The organism is Planctomyces sp. SH-PL62 (assembly GCF_001610895.1).
Classification (GTDB): Bacteria; Planctomycetota; Planctomycetia; order Isosphaerales; family Isosphaeraceae; genus Paludisphaera.
Window position 1 is genome coordinate 417,994 of the sequence record NZ_CP011273.1, and the last position, 14,429, is coordinate 432,422.

11 protein-coding genes are annotated in these 14,429 nt (G+C 70.2%); 10 read left to right on the top strand and 1 reads right to left on the bottom strand.

From position 1 onward, the window contains the following. Positions 1-154 precede the first annotated feature (154 nt). Entirely contained in the window at positions 155-1,222 is a 1,068-nt protein-coding gene (locus VT85_RS01605) for a PP2C family protein-serine/threonine phosphatase (protein WP_197491036.1), read from the top strand. Between the two features lie 100 nt (positions 1,223-1,322). On the opposite strand, the gene VT85_RS01610 is transcribed toward VT85_RS01605, so the two are convergent. Next, positions 1,323-2,234: an RluA family pseudouridine synthase gene (locus VT85_RS01610; protein WP_068409587.1), complete on the bottom strand. Its 912-nt coding sequence runs from the start codon at positions 2,232-2,234 to the stop codon at positions 1,323-1,325. 307 nt (positions 2,235-2,541) lie between these two features. On the opposite strand from VT85_RS01610, the gene VT85_RS01615 reads away from it, so the two are divergent. The 9 genes from VT85_RS01615 to deoC all read left to right on the top strand — a co-directional run bounded on the left by VT85_RS01615 (position 2,542) and on the right by deoC (position 14,387). Further along, positions 2,542-3,579: a DUF1559 domain-containing protein gene (locus VT85_RS01615; protein WP_197491037.1), complete on the top strand. Its 1,038-nt coding sequence runs from the start codon at positions 2,542-2,544 to the stop codon at positions 3,577-3,579. Positions 3,580-3,684: 105 nt separating this feature from the next. After that, positions 3,685-4,143 (top strand): hypothetical protein, encoded by a 459-nt coding sequence (locus tag VT85_RS01620; RefSeq protein ID WP_068409589.1) that lies wholly within the window; start codon positions 3,685-3,687, stop codon positions 4,141-4,143. Positions 4,144-4,445: 302 nt separating this feature from the next. After that, positions 4,446-5,003: a hypothetical protein gene (locus VT85_RS27280; protein WP_156512611.1), complete on the top strand. Its 558-nt coding sequence runs from the start codon at positions 4,446-4,448 to the stop codon at positions 5,001-5,003. A gap of 500 nt (positions 5,004-5,503) precedes the next feature. Continuing rightward, positions 5,504-6,922 carry a DEAD/DEAH box helicase family protein gene (locus VT85_RS01630; RefSeq protein WP_068409592.1) on the top strand — a complete coding sequence of 473 codons (1,419 nt, stop codon included), beginning with the start codon at positions 5,504-5,506 and terminating at the stop codon, positions 6,920-6,922. Between the two features lie 202 nt (positions 6,923-7,124). Beyond that, entirely contained in the window at positions 7,125-9,125 is a 2,001-nt protein-coding gene (locus tag VT85_RS01635) for a SulP family inorganic anion transporter (RefSeq protein WP_068409594.1), read from the top strand. Positions 9,126-9,416: 291 nt separating this feature from the next. Next, positions 9,417-10,703, top strand: a complete 1,287-nt coding sequence (locus tag VT85_RS01640; protein ID WP_068409596.1) for a DUF790 family protein — start codon at positions 9,417-9,419, stop codon at positions 10,701-10,703. Next, positions 10,700-11,350 carry a bifunctional 4-hydroxy-2-oxoglutarate aldolase/2-dehydro-3-deoxy-phosphogluconate aldolase gene (locus VT85_RS01645; protein ID WP_068409597.1) on the top strand — a complete coding sequence of 217 codons (651 nt, stop codon included), beginning with the start codon at positions 10,700-10,702 and terminating at the stop codon, positions 11,348-11,350. Before VT85_RS01640 ends, VT85_RS01645 begins: the two co-directional genes overlap by 4 nt. A 516-nt stretch (positions 11,351-11,866) precedes the next feature. After that, positions 11,867-13,591, top strand: coding sequence for a hypothetical protein (locus VT85_RS01650; RefSeq protein WP_156512612.1), 1,725 nt, complete (start codon positions 11,867-11,869; stop codon positions 13,589-13,591). Positions 13,592-13,697: 106 nt separating this feature from the next. Further along, complete coding sequence (gene deoC, locus VT85_RS01655; protein WP_068409601.1) at positions 13,698-14,387, top strand: deoxyribose-phosphate aldolase; 690 nt, start codon at positions 13,698-13,700, stop codon at positions 14,385-14,387. The last annotated feature ends 42 nt before the right edge of the window (positions 14,388-14,429 follow it).

Below are 14,429 nucleotides of genomic sequence, written 5' to 3' on the forward strand. Positions count from 1 at the left end.
AATGCGGGATGCCCTGATCGACCCTCGATCCGGATTCGGGAGATCGGGGGATCCTCCGCGGCTCGGCAGTTGCATAAGATGTCGTGAAGGACCATCGTGCGGCGAGCGGGCCCGCGAGGTGAATCAATCGAGGCCGCGCAGGGGGAGCGTCGAGATGGCGGCTATGCCGATGAAGTTCGAGACCGCGCATTACGAGTTCCTGGTCAGCCCCCTGACCGCCTCGGGGGCGCGCCCCTCGGCCAGGGAGCCGGCCAGCTCGTCGGTTCGGGTGGACCTGGCGGCGACCTCGCATCCGGGGAAGGTGCGGAATCGCAACGAGGACCATTACATGGTCGCCAAGGCTTCGCGGCGGATCGAGGTCCTGATGGACAACCTCCCCGCCGGCGAACTCCCGGGCCACCTGGGGGAGGAAGCCTATTCGATGGTCGTGGCCGACGGCATGGGGGGCATGAACGCGGGCGACGTGGCGAGCATGCTGGCCATCAGCACGGGCGTCCGGCTCGCCGACAAGTCGGTCAAGTGGGGCTTCAAGATCAACGAGCGCGAGGCCCGCGACCTGCTCAATCGGATGAGCATGTACTTCCAGGAGATCGACCTTCGACTCACCCGCAAGAGCGACGACGACCGCCGGCTCTTCGGCATGGGGACCACGCTGACGCTCGCCTACAGCGTGGGGTCGCACCTGTTCCTGATCCACGTCGGCGACTCCCGCGCCTACCTCTTCCGAGGCGGCGAGCTCGCCCAGCTCACCCACGACCACACCGTCGCGCAGGCGCTCGCCGACGCCGGACAGATCAAGCCCGAGGACGTCCGCCAGCACGCTCGCCGCAACACCCTCACCAACTACCTCGGCGGCCACCGCGGCAAGGTCCGGGCCGACGTCCGCTGGACCCGCCTCGAAGACGGCGATCGCCTCCTGGTCTGCACCGACGGCCTCACCGACATGGTCTCCGACGCCGACATCGCCGGGGTGCTCGCCCGCGGCGAGGATTCCCAGCGCAGCGTCGACGTCCTGCTGGAGAAGGCCCTCGACGCCGGCGGCAAGGACAACATCACCCTGATCGTCGCCGGCTACACCATCCCCTCCCCCGAATCGTCGGCGATCCTCGAAGGCCACGCCCAGACCGCCCACGCCCAGGAGACGACCATCACGGACACCGGCGAATTCCCCGCCGCCCCCCCCGATCCCGGAAGCCGGAATCTAGGCCGGGAAGCCTCGTAGCCCTCCCGCTCCTCAAGGGCGAAGGGGCGACGAGCGCGAACGCCGGCGCGTCCTCGGTTCGGCCGCCTTCCCCCGCCATGAATCCGCCGGCGTCGGCCCGTCAGCCCTGTTCGTCGACCCGGATGACGCCGTACTCGTGCTTCAACTCGTCGGTCAGGTTGGTGAAGTCGGTGGGGACCGGGGCCTCGACGCGGATCGACTGGCCGGAGAGCGGGTGGATGAAGCCGAGGGACGCGGCGTGGAGCGCCTGGCGCCGGAAGCGGACCGGGAACTTGGGCCGGCCTCGGCGGCCGTAGACGGGATCGCCCACGACCGTGTGGTCGAGCGCCGCGAGGTGGATGCGGATCTGGTGCGTCCGGCCGGTCTCCAGGCGGATGGCGACGAGGCTGGCGACGGTGCCGTAGCTCTCGATCACGCGGAAGTGGGTCGTCGCCGGGACGCCCACGCCGGGCTCGCGCGAGACCCCCCGGCGGTTGTCGCCGGCGTCGTCCACCAGCGGGAGGTCGATGCTCCCCTCGGGGGTCAAGAAGACCCCCTCCACCACCGCGAGGTATTCGCGCTCGATCGTGTGGGTCCGGAACAGCTCCTGGAACGGCCGCAGGGCGCGCGGGGAGGTCACCAGCAGGATCACGCCGGAGGTGAGCTGGTCGATCCGGTGGACGATCCCGACGTAAGGCTTCTTCACGCCCCGCTTGTGGATCTGATAGCGACCCGCGCGTTCCAGCAGGGTGTCGCGCTCGCGGAGCTGCGTGGGCTGCACGAGCAGGCCGGGGGCCTTGTCCACGATCATCACGTCGCGATCTTCATAGAGGACGGTGAGCCGCCGTTCCGCCAGGTCGACCCGGGGCCGGTTGGGGTGGAACGACAACTCGTCGTCGGGCCCGATCTCCTCGGCCGGGTCGATCCGCCGCGCGCCGCCGACGTCGACCTGGCCGCGCTCGACCGCCTCGCGCGCGGCGCGGCGGGAGAGCTGGAATCGCTCGGCGACGAGCTTGTCGAGCCGTACCTTCATCTCGTACTGCCTTCTCGCTGGACCGTCCGGGGCCGCGATCCGTCTCCCGGATCGCCTGAGGGTCCAGTATAGCCGTCCACCGGCCTCGGGTCATATCGACGTCGGCCGAAAGATCGCGCGACGGGCGGGAGTAGGCCGGATCTTAGAAAAGGAATGCCGAAAATTGAATTGTCGCATCCAGGTGAGGACTCTATGGTGAGTGCACCTCTCTCTGTCCCCCGATCCCCCTGCGTCCTCTTCCCTCGTCGCGACGTGATTCGTCGGGTGCCCGTCCCCTTTCCCGGACGCCCGCGGAGGAGACTTATTGATGATGACTGCCCTACCCCGGCGCGCGTCTCAACGCGGGTTCACGCTGATCGAGCTCCTCGTGGTGATCGCCATCATCGCCGTCCTGATCGCCCTGCTGCTGCCGGCCGTCCAGTCGGCTCGCGAGGCCGCCCGCCGCTCGCAGTGCACGAACAACATGAAGCAGATCGGCCTGGCGATGCACAACTACGAGTCGGCCCACGGCTCGTTCCCGCCGGCGAAGATCTGGTCGGCCACGACCATCGCGACGTCCAACGACGCCGAAGGCCAGGGCTTCGTGCTGAACACCACCGCCCTGGTCCTGATCCTGCCCCAGCTCGAGCAGACGGCGCTGGCCAACGCCTACAACTACGCCCTGCCGTCGTGCCCGGCGACCAACGCCGCGCCCAACAACAAGCCGGTGGGCGGGGTGTCGTCGTACCTGGCGAACACGACCGTCACGTCGTCGGTCGTCGCCGCCTACAACTGCCCGTCGGACGAGGTCGTCGAGCCCTACAACCCCACGGCGGCGACGGCCGTCGGCCCCTACAACGGCTACCTCTCGCAGCGTTGCAACTACGCCCTCCCCTGCGCCCTGCTGTATGAGAACGGCAACGGCCGGTCCAACACCAGCCGGCCCCGCGACGGCGGCGTCTTCTCGTACAACGACCGGGGGACGACGATCGCCAACATCACCGACGGCACCAGCAACACGACGCTGATCCTGGAATCCCGGAAGCTGAAGACGAGCATCGCCTACGGCCCGTACTGGGGCCAGGGGCTGTGGACGTCGACGCACGCCCTGGTCTACCCCAAGACCAGCACCGGCTGGCCCGGCACGATGCCGAACGGCGTGGCGTTGATCGCCAACGTCTCCGCGGCCAACAACCCCAAGAAGCTCGGCTACGCCTGGTCGAACAGCAGCCGGCACCCCGGCGGCGTCAACGTCGCCTTCGCCGACGGCTCGGTCAAGTTCATCAAGAACTCGATCGACCCCGAGGCCTGGTACGGCATCCAGACCATCGGCAACGGCGAGGTCGTCAGCTCCGACTCGCTCTGATCGGCCCGCCCCGGAGATTCCCGGCCGCGCGGTCCCCTTCGACGCTGAGGGGGGCCGCCGGTCGGCACCTTTCCCCGTCCTTCCAGCAGGATTGGATCGATCCTCATGAAACGCGCCCTGTCGCTCCTCCTCGGCTGCACCCTGCTCGCCTCCGCGGGCTGCGGCTCCGGCCCCACCTTCGTCCCGGTCGCCGGCACGATCACGCTGAACGGCGAACCCCTGGCCGACGCGGCGGTCATGTTCCTCCCCGAAGGACCCGACGGCTCCCTCACCGCCGATGCGAACACCGGCCCCGACGGCAAGTACTCCCTCGTCACCCGGGAGACCCCCGGCGCGGCCGTCGGCAAGTACCGGGTCGTCGTGACCCGGCTCGCGACCACCCCCGCCGGCGCGGACCCCGCCTTCCAGGACGACCCCTTCATGGCCTCGCTGAGCGCCCAACCGGCGGCCAAGAAGAAGGGCTCCAAGAACGACCCCGTCGAGCACGAAGAGCAGGTCGAGGTCACCACCGAACGCCGCCCTTACGACTTCGACGTCAAGGCGAAGGTCGAAGCCGAGAAATGACGCGATCCGCCGCTCGCGGCGCGTCTGGTGCGCCGGACCGCCCTCGCGAGACGCCTCGGGCCGATGCTCGAGGGGGTGGGGAGACGGCGATCGGGGTGCCACGGGTTCTCCGAACTCGTGGCACCCGAAGCGATTCCGCCGGGACTCGGTGGAGTTAAGTGAGAAGTCTCAAAAATTCAGGTTTGTATCCAGGGGGGTTCTGCTCCACTCAGCTATTGGGAATCGGCCCCGAAACGGCGGTCGGGTTCCGTTCGGGACGAGAGCGCTTCTTCCCGATCTCGAGGAACAACAGGAGGTCCGGCATGAGACGATCGACGCTCTTCGGCATCGCCGTTCTTGGGCTCCTCGCCGCGCCGAGCTGGTACTTGACCAGGACGATCCTCGCTCAAGGACCAGAGGGTGGCGGCCCCAGACATGCGTCGGAAGGAAAGATGGCTCGTCCCGGCGAACATCCCCCCGCCCTGCCGCCGGGTGCGATCGAGGCGAAGGGACCGTCCGCCAGTTTCTCGCTTTCCAAGCTAAGCCTGTCGCGGCGAGAGGCAGCCTTGGAGGTTTCCTCCGAGGGGACGTTTCAAGATCACGTTTCCACCTTCTCGTGCCTTTGGGGCCTGAAGGTCGAGGATTCGGCCACCGGCGAAGAGGTCGTCTCGCGTCATTACGCGGACCAGATCTTCAAGTGCGGCCCTGAGGTCTCGCATCCGACTTTCTCCGAGTCGTTGGTCCTGCCTCCCGGACGCTATACCGTGCGGTTGATGCTCTTCAGGGTCCCCCTCGGCGCTGATCCCGACGAGATTCTGCAGGGCGGTTCGGACGATCCCCGTCTCATCGCTCTCAAGGCCGGGCGAGTCACCATCGATTAACGTAACGTCGCGGAGACTTCGGGAGCGACCGCGCCGAGTCCCCGGAGGACGTCGGAGTCGCAGCCCCGAGCCGGGCCCCGTCCCCTCCTTCGCGAACCAGGAACCAACCCCCGCGCCGCCCTCCCCCGAGGCCGTCGCGGGGGTTCTTCATTCCAGGACGACGATCGTGATCCAGATTCAAGGTGGGGGGCTCCGTTCGAGGCCGTCGTTCCCGTGGTTTCGGCGATCACGACGCCCGCACGGGTTCGAGATTTCCTACGACGAAACGCGCCGAACGAAGCCAATTTTCGGATCCGTTTTCCTGGGATATCGTCTGGTCTGGAAAGGGTTTGCGGCCGATGGGTTCGGTTTCGGGGGCGGGCGGACGAAGCCAATTTCGGGGGGCGCGGCGAGCGGCCGAAGGGGCGGACTCGTCGGCGGCGAAGCGGTCGGGTAGACTGGATAAATAGTCAGCGGCGCGGCGAGGGGCGAGGCGGCTAGCGGATCGGAGCGGCCGGTTCATGAGCGAGGGCGGGGCGAACGCGGAACTGGGCGAGAAGGCCCCCTTGCGGCTGGCCTTCGACCGGGGGACGGTGATCGTCGAGGGTTTGGCCGAAGGGGACGAGGCGGGGCTCCCCGGCGTCAAGTTCGATCCCCGGTCGAAGATCTTCCGGGCCGAGGCGATCTGGTATCGCCCGCTCGTCGAGCACCTCCGCGCGCGGAAGGTCGCCTACGCCGACGAGGCCCGGGGCTACGGCCCGACCCAGACCCCCTGGAAGATCCTGGTCGCCAAGGAGGCGTTCCCGCATCAGGTGGAGGGGCTCGACGCCTGGTGGAAGGCGGGGGGCCGGGGCGTCGTCGTCCTCCCCACCGGCACCGGCAAGACCCACCTGGCGAACATGGCGATCGAGAAGGCCGGTAGGCCCACCCTGATCGTCACCCCGACCATCGACCTGATGAACCAGTGGTACGACGAGCTGACGATGAGCTTCGGCGTCGAGATCGGCCTCCTCGGCGGCGGCTACAACGACGTCCAGCCGATCACCGTCACCACGTACGACTCGGCCTACCTCAACATGGAGCGGCTCGGCGATCGGTTCGGCCTGATCGTCTTCGACGAGTGCCACCACCTGCCGGGCGCGACGTACGGGCTCTCCGCCGTCGCCTCCATCGCCCCGTTCCGCATGGGCCTGACCGCCACCCCGGAACGGGCCGACAACGCACATACGCACCTGGATCAATTGATCGGGCCGATCGTCTATCGTCGCGAGATCACCCAGCTCAAGGGCCAGTTCCTGGCCGAATACCAGACGATCCCCCTGTTCGTCGCCCTCAGCGACGAGGAGCGGCTCCAGTACGAGAACGCCCGCGAGTGCTACCGGGCGTTCGTCAGCGGATCGGGCATCGACATGCGCCGGCCCGACGGCTGGAGCCGGTTCCTGTTCCTGGCCTTCCGCTCCCCCGAAGGCCGCGAGGCCTTCCACGCCTATCGCCGCCAGCGCGAGCTGGCCCTGGCCGCCCCCGCCAAGCTCAAGCTCCTGGACCGGCTCCTCGACCGCCACAACCAGGATCGCGTGCTGATCTTCACCCACGACAACGCCACCGTCTACACCATCGCCCGCCGCTTCCTCGTCCCGGTCATCACCCACCAGACCAAGACCAAGGAGCGCCGGGAGATCCTCCTCCGGTTCAACTCCGGGGCCTACCCGATCGTGGCCACCAGCAAGGTCCTGAACGAAGGCGTGAACGTCCCCGAGGCCAACGTCGCCATCATCCTGAGCGGCTCCGGCTCCGTCCGCGAACACGTCCAGCGCCTCGGCCGCATCCTCCGCAAGTCGGGCGACAAACAAGCCGTGCTGTACGAGGTCGTCACCCGGGGCACCGTCGAGGAATACACGTCCAACCGTCGGAGGCAGCACAGTGCATACGACGGCGAGTGACGGCCGGCGCGACGGCCAGGCGATCCCGCGACGCCCTTGACAGCGGGGGCGGGAAGGCGTCTCCTGGACGGATCCGCCGCGATGACGCGGTCGTTAGACGATCTCTAACCCCCATTCGGCCGGCGGACGCTCGCGCGCCGCACACGCGGCGAAGACGACGACGCGCGGGCTCGCGGCAAGGGCGTCGCGCCGGGGGTCGACCATGCACGGGTCCGAGGGGATCAGGGCGGCGGAAGGCGATCAGGCGGGGCAGGCCTCGCCGCAGGAGAAGCCGGCCAACGGCGTGGCGGGGCTGAAGTACTGGCGGCACGACCTGATGGCCGGGCTGCTGGTCTCCCTGATCTCGCTGCCGCTGTCGCTGGGGATCGCGGTGGCGTCCGGGGCGCCGCCGATCGCGGGCCTCTTCTCGGCGATCATCGCCGGGCTGCTGCTCCCCTTCCTGGGGGGGTCGTACGTGACCGTCAGCGGGCCGGCGGCCGGGCTGGCCCCGGTGCTCCTGGCCGCGATGCTGACCCTGGGGCGGGGCGACCTGGCGACCGGCTATCCCCTGCTCCTGGTCGTGATCTCGATCGTCGGCGTCGTCCAGGTGGTGCTCAGCCTGCTCAAGGCGGCGCGTTTCAGCGCGATCTTCCCGGCGGCGGTGGTGGAGGGGATGCTGGCCTCGATCGGCCTGATGATCATCGCCAAGCAGCTCCCGAACTTCCTCGGCGCCAACTACCACGCGCACGAGTTCTTCGAGTACCTCGCCGAGACGCCGGCGGCCCTGCGGCACATGCAGCCCCGGGTCTTCGGGCTGGGCCTGGCCTGCCTGGCGCTCCTGTTCGCGCTCGGTTCGCGGCGGGCCGGCCCGCTGCGGAAGGTCCCGCCCCAGCTGACGGTGGTCGTCGTGGGGATCGTGCTCGGCCGGCTGCTGGGCCTCGGGGACGGCGCGCTGATCCACCTCCCCGACCAGATCCTGGGCCACGGGCTGGTGCTGCCGAACTTCGCCGGCCTTCTCGGCGACACCGCCCTCTGGGGCGCCGCCCTGGCCGCCGTCCTGACCTTGACGCTGGTGGACGGGGTGGAGTCGCTGGCGACGGCCCAGGCGATCGACAAGATCGACCCGTTCCGGAGGAAGTCGAGCCCGAACCGGGTGCTGTTCTCGATGGGCGTGCTGAACATCGCGTCCAGCCTGGCCGGCGGCCTGACGATCATCCCGGGCGGCGTGAAGAGCAAGGCCTGCATCGTCGGCGGCGGGCGGACGCTCTGGGCCAACTTCTACAACGCCGTCTTCCTCCTCTTCTTCCTGTTCGTGGCGAGGCCGCTGATCGGCATGATCCCCCTGGCCGCGCTGGCGGCGATCCTGATCCACACCGGCTACAAGATGAGCGAGCCGGGCGTGTGGCGGCACGTCGCGAGCATCGGCCGCGAGCAACTGGGCCTGTTCACGATCACGGTCGTCGCCACCCTCATGAGCGACCTGCTGATCGGGATCGGCGTGGGGATCGCCGCCAAGCTGGCGCTCAACCTGGCGTTCGCCTCGCGGGGCGCGGGGGTCGCGGAGGCGATCGCGCGGGCCCCCGGGCGCCTGGCGGGCCTGTTCCGCAGCCCGGTCGCCCAGGCGGCCGTCGACGGCGGCTCGTACCACGTCCGGTTCGACGGCCCGCTCGTCTGCTTCAACTCGCTGCAGGTCAACCGGGCGCTGGCCGCGATCCCCCACCAGGCGGATCGGCTCCTGCTCCACTTCCAGGACGGCGTGACGATCATCGACCACACGACCTGCGAGAACCTGATCCACTTCGCCGAGGAGTTCGAGCGCTCGGGGCGCGGGACGGCCGAGTTCGTCGGGATGGACCTGCTCCGCCGGCTGTCCGACCATGATTCCTGCACCAGGATCCGGCAGATCAACCTGCCCGGCCCGCTCCCCCCCCGGCCGTCGCGAGCCTTCCCCGGCGAGCTCTGGGGCGGCCTGCCGCTCCTGTCCGCCTCGTCGGCCCTCCAGGGCCTGGCGCTCGACGAGGCGCTCAGGGACGCCTTCGGCGCTCAGCCCGTCCACGCCGACCACCCCCGCGGGGTCCTGGTCCGCCTGGGCATGGTCCCCGTCGACCGTTACATCAAGCACCCCGAGGGGGATCTCGCCGCCTTCTCGCTGCACCAGCAGGACCCCCGGGGCGTCGATTACGCCTCCGATCCCAGCGCGGAGCGGGCCAGACCGATCATGTAGCGGGGGCCCCGCCGCCGTTCAGGCCGCCCATCCCGCGGCCCCCCTCCCGAGGGGGCCCGGGATGGCGATTCTCGCCCGACGCGCCCCCTCCCAGCCCGCGATGCGGTAAGATAGCTCCACTCGCGGCGCGGGTCGAGGATCGCCCCGCAAGGCCCGGCGAGCCGCACGAAGCGAGGGTGAAGTGGACCAACTCAGCCAATTCCAGCCGGCGCCACGCCGGCGCGAGCGCCCGGCGGGTGCCGCCCAGGGACCGGCCCGCTCCCCGAGAGGCCGGCGCGGGGGTCCCCCCCGATGCTGACCGGAGACCTGGTGCGGGTGAAGATCAGCAAGGAGCGGGTGCTGCCGCTGTATCTGAACCGCGAGAGCGCGCAGTGGCTGGAGGCGGCGGAGAGCCTGCTGGCGATCTTCCGCGAAGGCGTCGGGATGACCCGAGGCGAGATCGAAGGGGAGATCGACGAGCTGTTCGGCGGCGGGGGCAAGGCGACGCTCGTGCATCGCGGGCTGGCGAAGGTCCTGGAGGACGGCGCGGAATTCGAGGTCGTCGCCGACGTCCCCCCGGACGTGATCCGCGAGAAGGTCTTCACGGCCGCCGCCGAGTATCGCAAGACGCTCGCCCAGGCCCATCCCCACGACGGCAACCCGCTCCCCGAGGCCGGCCGAGGCCCTCGCCCCGCCTTCCGGCGCGACGTGGTGCTGGAAGGGGTCGCCAAGGAACTGGGCGTCGAGCCCAAGACCCTGATCGACGGCCTCTTCGCCGATCTCCGCGACGAGAACCGGATGCTCTCGTTCCAGGACATGACCGCCCAGCGACTGCTCGATCGCTACAACACGGCCCTCGCGCAGACGGTCCTCCTGCGCTCGGTCCGCGTGACGGTCGACGTCCGCAACGAGACCCCCGCGCGGTATCGGCAGTTGTTCCGCCAGCTCAAATTCCACCGGCTCCTCTACCGGGTGAGCGGGACGATGCGCGAGGGCTACACCTTCCACCTGGACGGCCCCCTGAGCCTGTTCAGCGCGACGACGCGATACGGCCTCCAGATGGCGCTCTTCCTGCCGTCCCTGCTCCGCTGCCGCGACTTCCGGCTCGACGCCGAGCTGCGCTGGGGGCCCAAACGAGACCCCCGGAGCTTCCACGTCGACGCCAACATCGGCCTGGTCTCGCACACGGCCGACACGGGCGTCTACGTCCCTCCCGAGATCCCCGCCTTCGCCGAGCGGTTCCGCCAGGTCGCCCCCGCGTGGGAGCTGACCGAGACGACCGAGATCGTCGAGCTGGGCCGCGAGGGGGTCTGGGTCCCCGACTTTCGCGCCGTGCACAAGAAGACCGGCGTGGATGCGTTCGTGGAGGTCGTCGGCTTCTGGAAGAAGGCCACGCTCGACCGCCTGCTGGACCAGCTCCCCCGGCTGGGGCCCCCCCGGTTCGTGATGGTGATCTCCGAGAAGCTCAAGGTCGACGAGGACGCCGTGGAGAAGCTCCCCGGCCCGATCCTCTGGTTCAAGGAGATCCCCAGCGCGCCGGAGCTGGCGGCGCTGCTGGAGCGATTCCTCCCCGAGAAACAGGAAAGCATGCTCCCATGAGTCGCGAACGCAACCTCAGGCGGATCCTCGACGGCGGGATCGTGGCGGTCGTCCGGGCGGAGTCGGGCGAGGCCCTGGTGAAGGTCGTGGAAGCCCTGGCCGACGGCGGCGTGACGGCCGCCGAGATCACGTTCACGGTGCCCGACGCCCTGGACGTCATCCGCGACGCCCGACGCGCCCTGGGCGACGCCCTGGTCCTCGGCGCCGGGACCGTACTCGATTCCGAGACCGCCCGCGCGGCGATCCTGGCCGGGGCCGAGTACCTCGTCAGCCCCACGGTGAACCTGGACGTGATCCGGCTCTGCCGCCGCTACGACAAGGCCGTGATGCCCGGCGCCTTCACCCCCACCGAGATCCTCACCGCCTGGGAAGCCGGGGCCGACGTGGTCAAGGTCTTCCCCGCCGAGATCGGCGGCCCCCCCTTCCTCAAGGCCGTCCGCGGGCCGCTCCCCCAGATCCGGCTCATGCCCACCGGCGGCGTCGACCTGACCACCGCCGCCGCCTTCCTCAAGGCCGGCGCCTGCTGCCTCGGCGTCGGCGGCTCCCTCGTCGAGCCCAGGGCCGTCGCCGCCGGCGACTTCGCCCGAATCCGCGACCTCGCCTCCCAGTACACCGCCATCGTCAAGGATTTCCGGGCCAACGCCTGAACCGCCCGTTCGGACCTCGCCCGCAATCAAACGGACTTCCCCCCTCGCGGGGGAAGACAGACCCCGGAGGGGTCAGATGAGGGGGAGGACGAGCACGGAAGCCGTCGGGATTCGCAGTCCGGTCGCTTGAAACGCCGGCGGCCTTCGTGCTGGTCTTCCCCCTCATCCGGCCCACGCGGGTCACCCCCCTCCCGAGGATGCTGACGGAGCGCCGCGATGGGATCGGGGTTCGCCATTTCGCCCTCCCTTCCCATCCTCGATCGGACTGGGGGATTGCCGTCGGCGCAATCGGCCTGGGCGGACGAATCGTTTCAAGCCGGTCGACGCGAGGGGTCGATAAGACCGGCGTAGGCCGTGCGCCCGGGGTGATGGAGAAGGGGCGCGCGACGACGGCTGGACACGGGCCGGGGGATTGAGACTGTGGCGTTAACGGCGACCAAACGCGGACTGAGGGCGAGAGCGATCCGGGCGTGGGCCCTCGCGCTCGGTCTCGTCGCGCCCTGGTCGCCGGCGGCGATGGCGGCCGACGACGACGCGATCGCCCCGATCTATCACAAGGAGCGTTCGTTCCGGATCCCGTTCGACCTGGGGGGCCAGGACCTGGACCGGATCAAGGAGTTGCAGCTCTGGGCGTCCGAGGACGCCGGGTTCCACTGGGCTTCCGTCAGCCGGACCACGCCCGACCAGAAGGTCTTCACGTTCCGGGCCCGCCGCGACGGCGAATACTGGTTCGCGGTCCGGACGATGTCGTCCACCGGCCAGTTCTCGCCCGCCAGCGACGACACGATCAAGCCGGGCCTGAAGGTGATCGTGGACACCCTGGCGCCGACCCTCGTGCTGGAGTCGAACGGCCGCCAGGGGACGGTGGCTAAGGTGCGCTGGGAGGCCAAGGACGAGAACCTGGACCTGAAATCGCTGGCCCTGGAGTATCAGGTCGCCGGCGCCCGCGACTGGAAGCGGGCCCCGATCCGCCGCCCCGCCTCGCTGGGGACGGAAAGCTGGGACGCGAGCACGGTCGAGTCGATCCGGGTCCGGGCGTCGGTCGCGGACCGGGCCGGCAACGTGTTCGAGACCCAGATCGAGCTGCCCGAGGGGGCCTCCGCGCCGCTCGACATGGCGTCGCTCGATCCCGAGGGCGCCTCGGCCCCGGCGATCGAGCCGTTCCGCCGGAGCCGATCGCCGATCGAGCCGGACTCCAGCTTCACGCCCGTCGAGGACGAACCGACCCCCCGCGGCGGGTCGCCGGCCTGGGGGAGCGGCGGCAAGCGGCCGATCGCCCGCCAGGCCCGCGCCGGGTCCGATTCGCTGGTCAACTCGTCCCCCCCGGTCCCCAACTGGGACGCCAGCTCGAACGCCGGCGCGGCGGGAGCCCCCGCCCCGGCCGCACCGGCCGCCCCGGCGCCGAACTCCGCCGCCTCGTCGGCGCCCGCGCCTGGCGCCAGCCCAGCCCCGACGCGACCGCCCGGCTTCCCCGATCCGTTCCCGGCCCCCGAGTCGGCGCCCGGCGCGTTCGCGAATCCGGGGGGAGGCCCAGGAACCGGCGCGAGCCCGAGCCCGAAATCGGACGCCGCCGGGACCATGCTGGTCGGCAGCCCTCAGTTCAAGCTCCAGTACGCGGTCGACGACGCGGGTCCCGGCGGCCCGGCGATCGTCGAGCTGTGGATGACCCGCGACGGGGGCCGGACCTGGATCCGTCGCGGCGAGGACCCGGATCGCGCCTCCCCGATCGACGTCGACCTCGGCGGCGAGGGGACCTTCGGCATCAGCCTCGTGGCCCGGTCCAGCTCGGGGCTGGGGGACTTGCCCCCCTCCTCCGGCGACCTGCCCCAGACCTGGGTGGAGGTGGATACCACCCCGCCGAGCATGCAGCTCTTCCCGCCCGAGATCGGCTCGGGCGTCCACTCCGGAAAGGTCGCGATCTCGTGGCGGGCCGGCGACCTCAACCTGGCGCCCAAGCCGGTCTCGATCCTCTGGCGTCCCGACCAGCCCGGCGCGGAGTGGGTGCCGGTCGTCCAGGCCCAGGACCCGGTCGGCCAGTTCGTCTGGACCGTCCCCGCCCACTTCCCGCCCCGGTTCCACATCCGGGTGGAGGCGGTCGACACCGCCGGCAACCGCGGCGGAGCCGAGACGCCCGAGGCCGGTCCCGTGATGGTGGACCGCAGCCGCCCCAAGAGCCGGATCATCGGCCTCGATCCCAACGGACGGACCGGCGACGGCCCCAGCGCCCACCCGGTCCGCTGACGCCCGCCCGGCGGCGCCTCTTGCCAGCCGGGCCGTGAAGGGCCACAATCGGCGGCGGCGGCCGACCGACCGATTTCGACCTGGCGTTTCCCGGAGCGTGCGAGCGATGGCACTGGAACTCACCTACGGCTTGATCGCCAAGCGGATCGACCATTCGCTCCTCCAGCCCACGCTGACCGAGGAGGAGATGGAGTCGGGCTGCCGGGTCGCCGCCGACTACGGCGTCGCCAGCGTCTGCATCAAGCCGTTCGCCGTGCCGCTGGCCTCGCGGCTCCTGCGAGGCACGGGCGTCGAGGTGGGGACCACCGTCGGCTTCCCGCACGGCGGCCACGCCACGCGGGTCAAGGTGTACGAGGCCAAGCAGGCGATGGACGACGGGGCGACCGAGCTGGACATGGTCGTCAACATCGGCCAGGTCGTCGGCGGCCACTGGACGGCCGTCGCCGCCGATATCGAGGCGGTCGTCGAGGCGGCCCACGAGCGCGAGGCCGTCGTGAAGGTCATCTTCGAGAACTGCTACCTCACCGACGAGCAGAAGGTCCGCCTCTGCCGCATCTGCGGCGAGGTCGGAGCCGGCTACGTCAAGACGTCCACCGGCTACGGGACCGGCGGCGCGACCCACGACGACCTGATCCTGATGCGCAAGTCGTCCCCCCCGCGCGTGAAGCTCAAGGCCGCCGGCGGCGTCCGCACGCTCGACCAGGCCATCGCGGTCGTCGAACTGGGCTGCGACCGCTTCGGCGCCTCCAAGACCGCCGAGATCCTCGACGAGCTCAAGGGCCGCCTCGGCCTCTGAGCGCAGGCCGTCGCGTCCCTGGCGGCCGCCCGCCCGGTTCCT

What these genes read in the sequence shown, in the direction of transcription:
- VT85_RS01605 (WP_197491036.1), top strand. Translation starts at nt 155, where the DNA reads ATGGCGGCTATGCCGATGAAGTTCGAGACCGCGCATTACGAGTTCCTG.
- VT85_RS01610 (WP_068409587.1), bottom strand. Translation starts at nt 2,234, where the DNA reads ATGAAGGTACGGCTCGACAAGCTCGTCGCCGAGCGATTCCAGCTCTCC.
- VT85_RS01615 (WP_197491037.1), top strand. Translation starts at nt 2,542, where the DNA reads ATGATGACTGCCCTACCCCGGCGCGCGTCTCAACGCGGGTTCACGCTG.
- VT85_RS01620 (WP_068409589.1), top strand. Translation starts at nt 3,685, where the DNA reads ATGAAACGCGCCCTGTCGCTCCTCCTCGGCTGCACCCTGCTCGCCTCC.
- VT85_RS27280 (WP_156512611.1), top strand. Translation starts at nt 4,446, where the DNA reads ATGAGACGATCGACGCTCTTCGGCATCGCCGTTCTTGGGCTCCTCGCC.
- VT85_RS01630 (WP_068409592.1), top strand. Translation starts at nt 5,504, where the DNA reads ATGAGCGAGGGCGGGGCGAACGCGGAACTGGGCGAGAAGGCCCCCTTG.
- VT85_RS01635 (WP_068409594.1), top strand. Translation starts at nt 7,125, where the DNA reads ATGCACGGGTCCGAGGGGATCAGGGCGGCGGAAGGCGATCAGGCGGGG.
- VT85_RS01640 (WP_068409596.1), top strand. Translation starts at nt 9,417, where the DNA reads ATGCTGACCGGAGACCTGGTGCGGGTGAAGATCAGCAAGGAGCGGGTG.
- VT85_RS01645 (WP_068409597.1), top strand. Translation starts at nt 10,700, where the DNA reads ATGAGTCGCGAACGCAACCTCAGGCGGATCCTCGACGGCGGGATCGTG.
- VT85_RS01650 (WP_156512612.1), top strand. Translation starts at nt 11,867, where the DNA reads ATGGCGGCCGACGACGACGCGATCGCCCCGATCTATCACAAGGAGCGT.
- deoC (WP_068409601.1), top strand. Translation starts at nt 13,698, where the DNA reads ATGGCACTGGAACTCACCTACGGCTTGATCGCCAAGCGGATCGACCAT.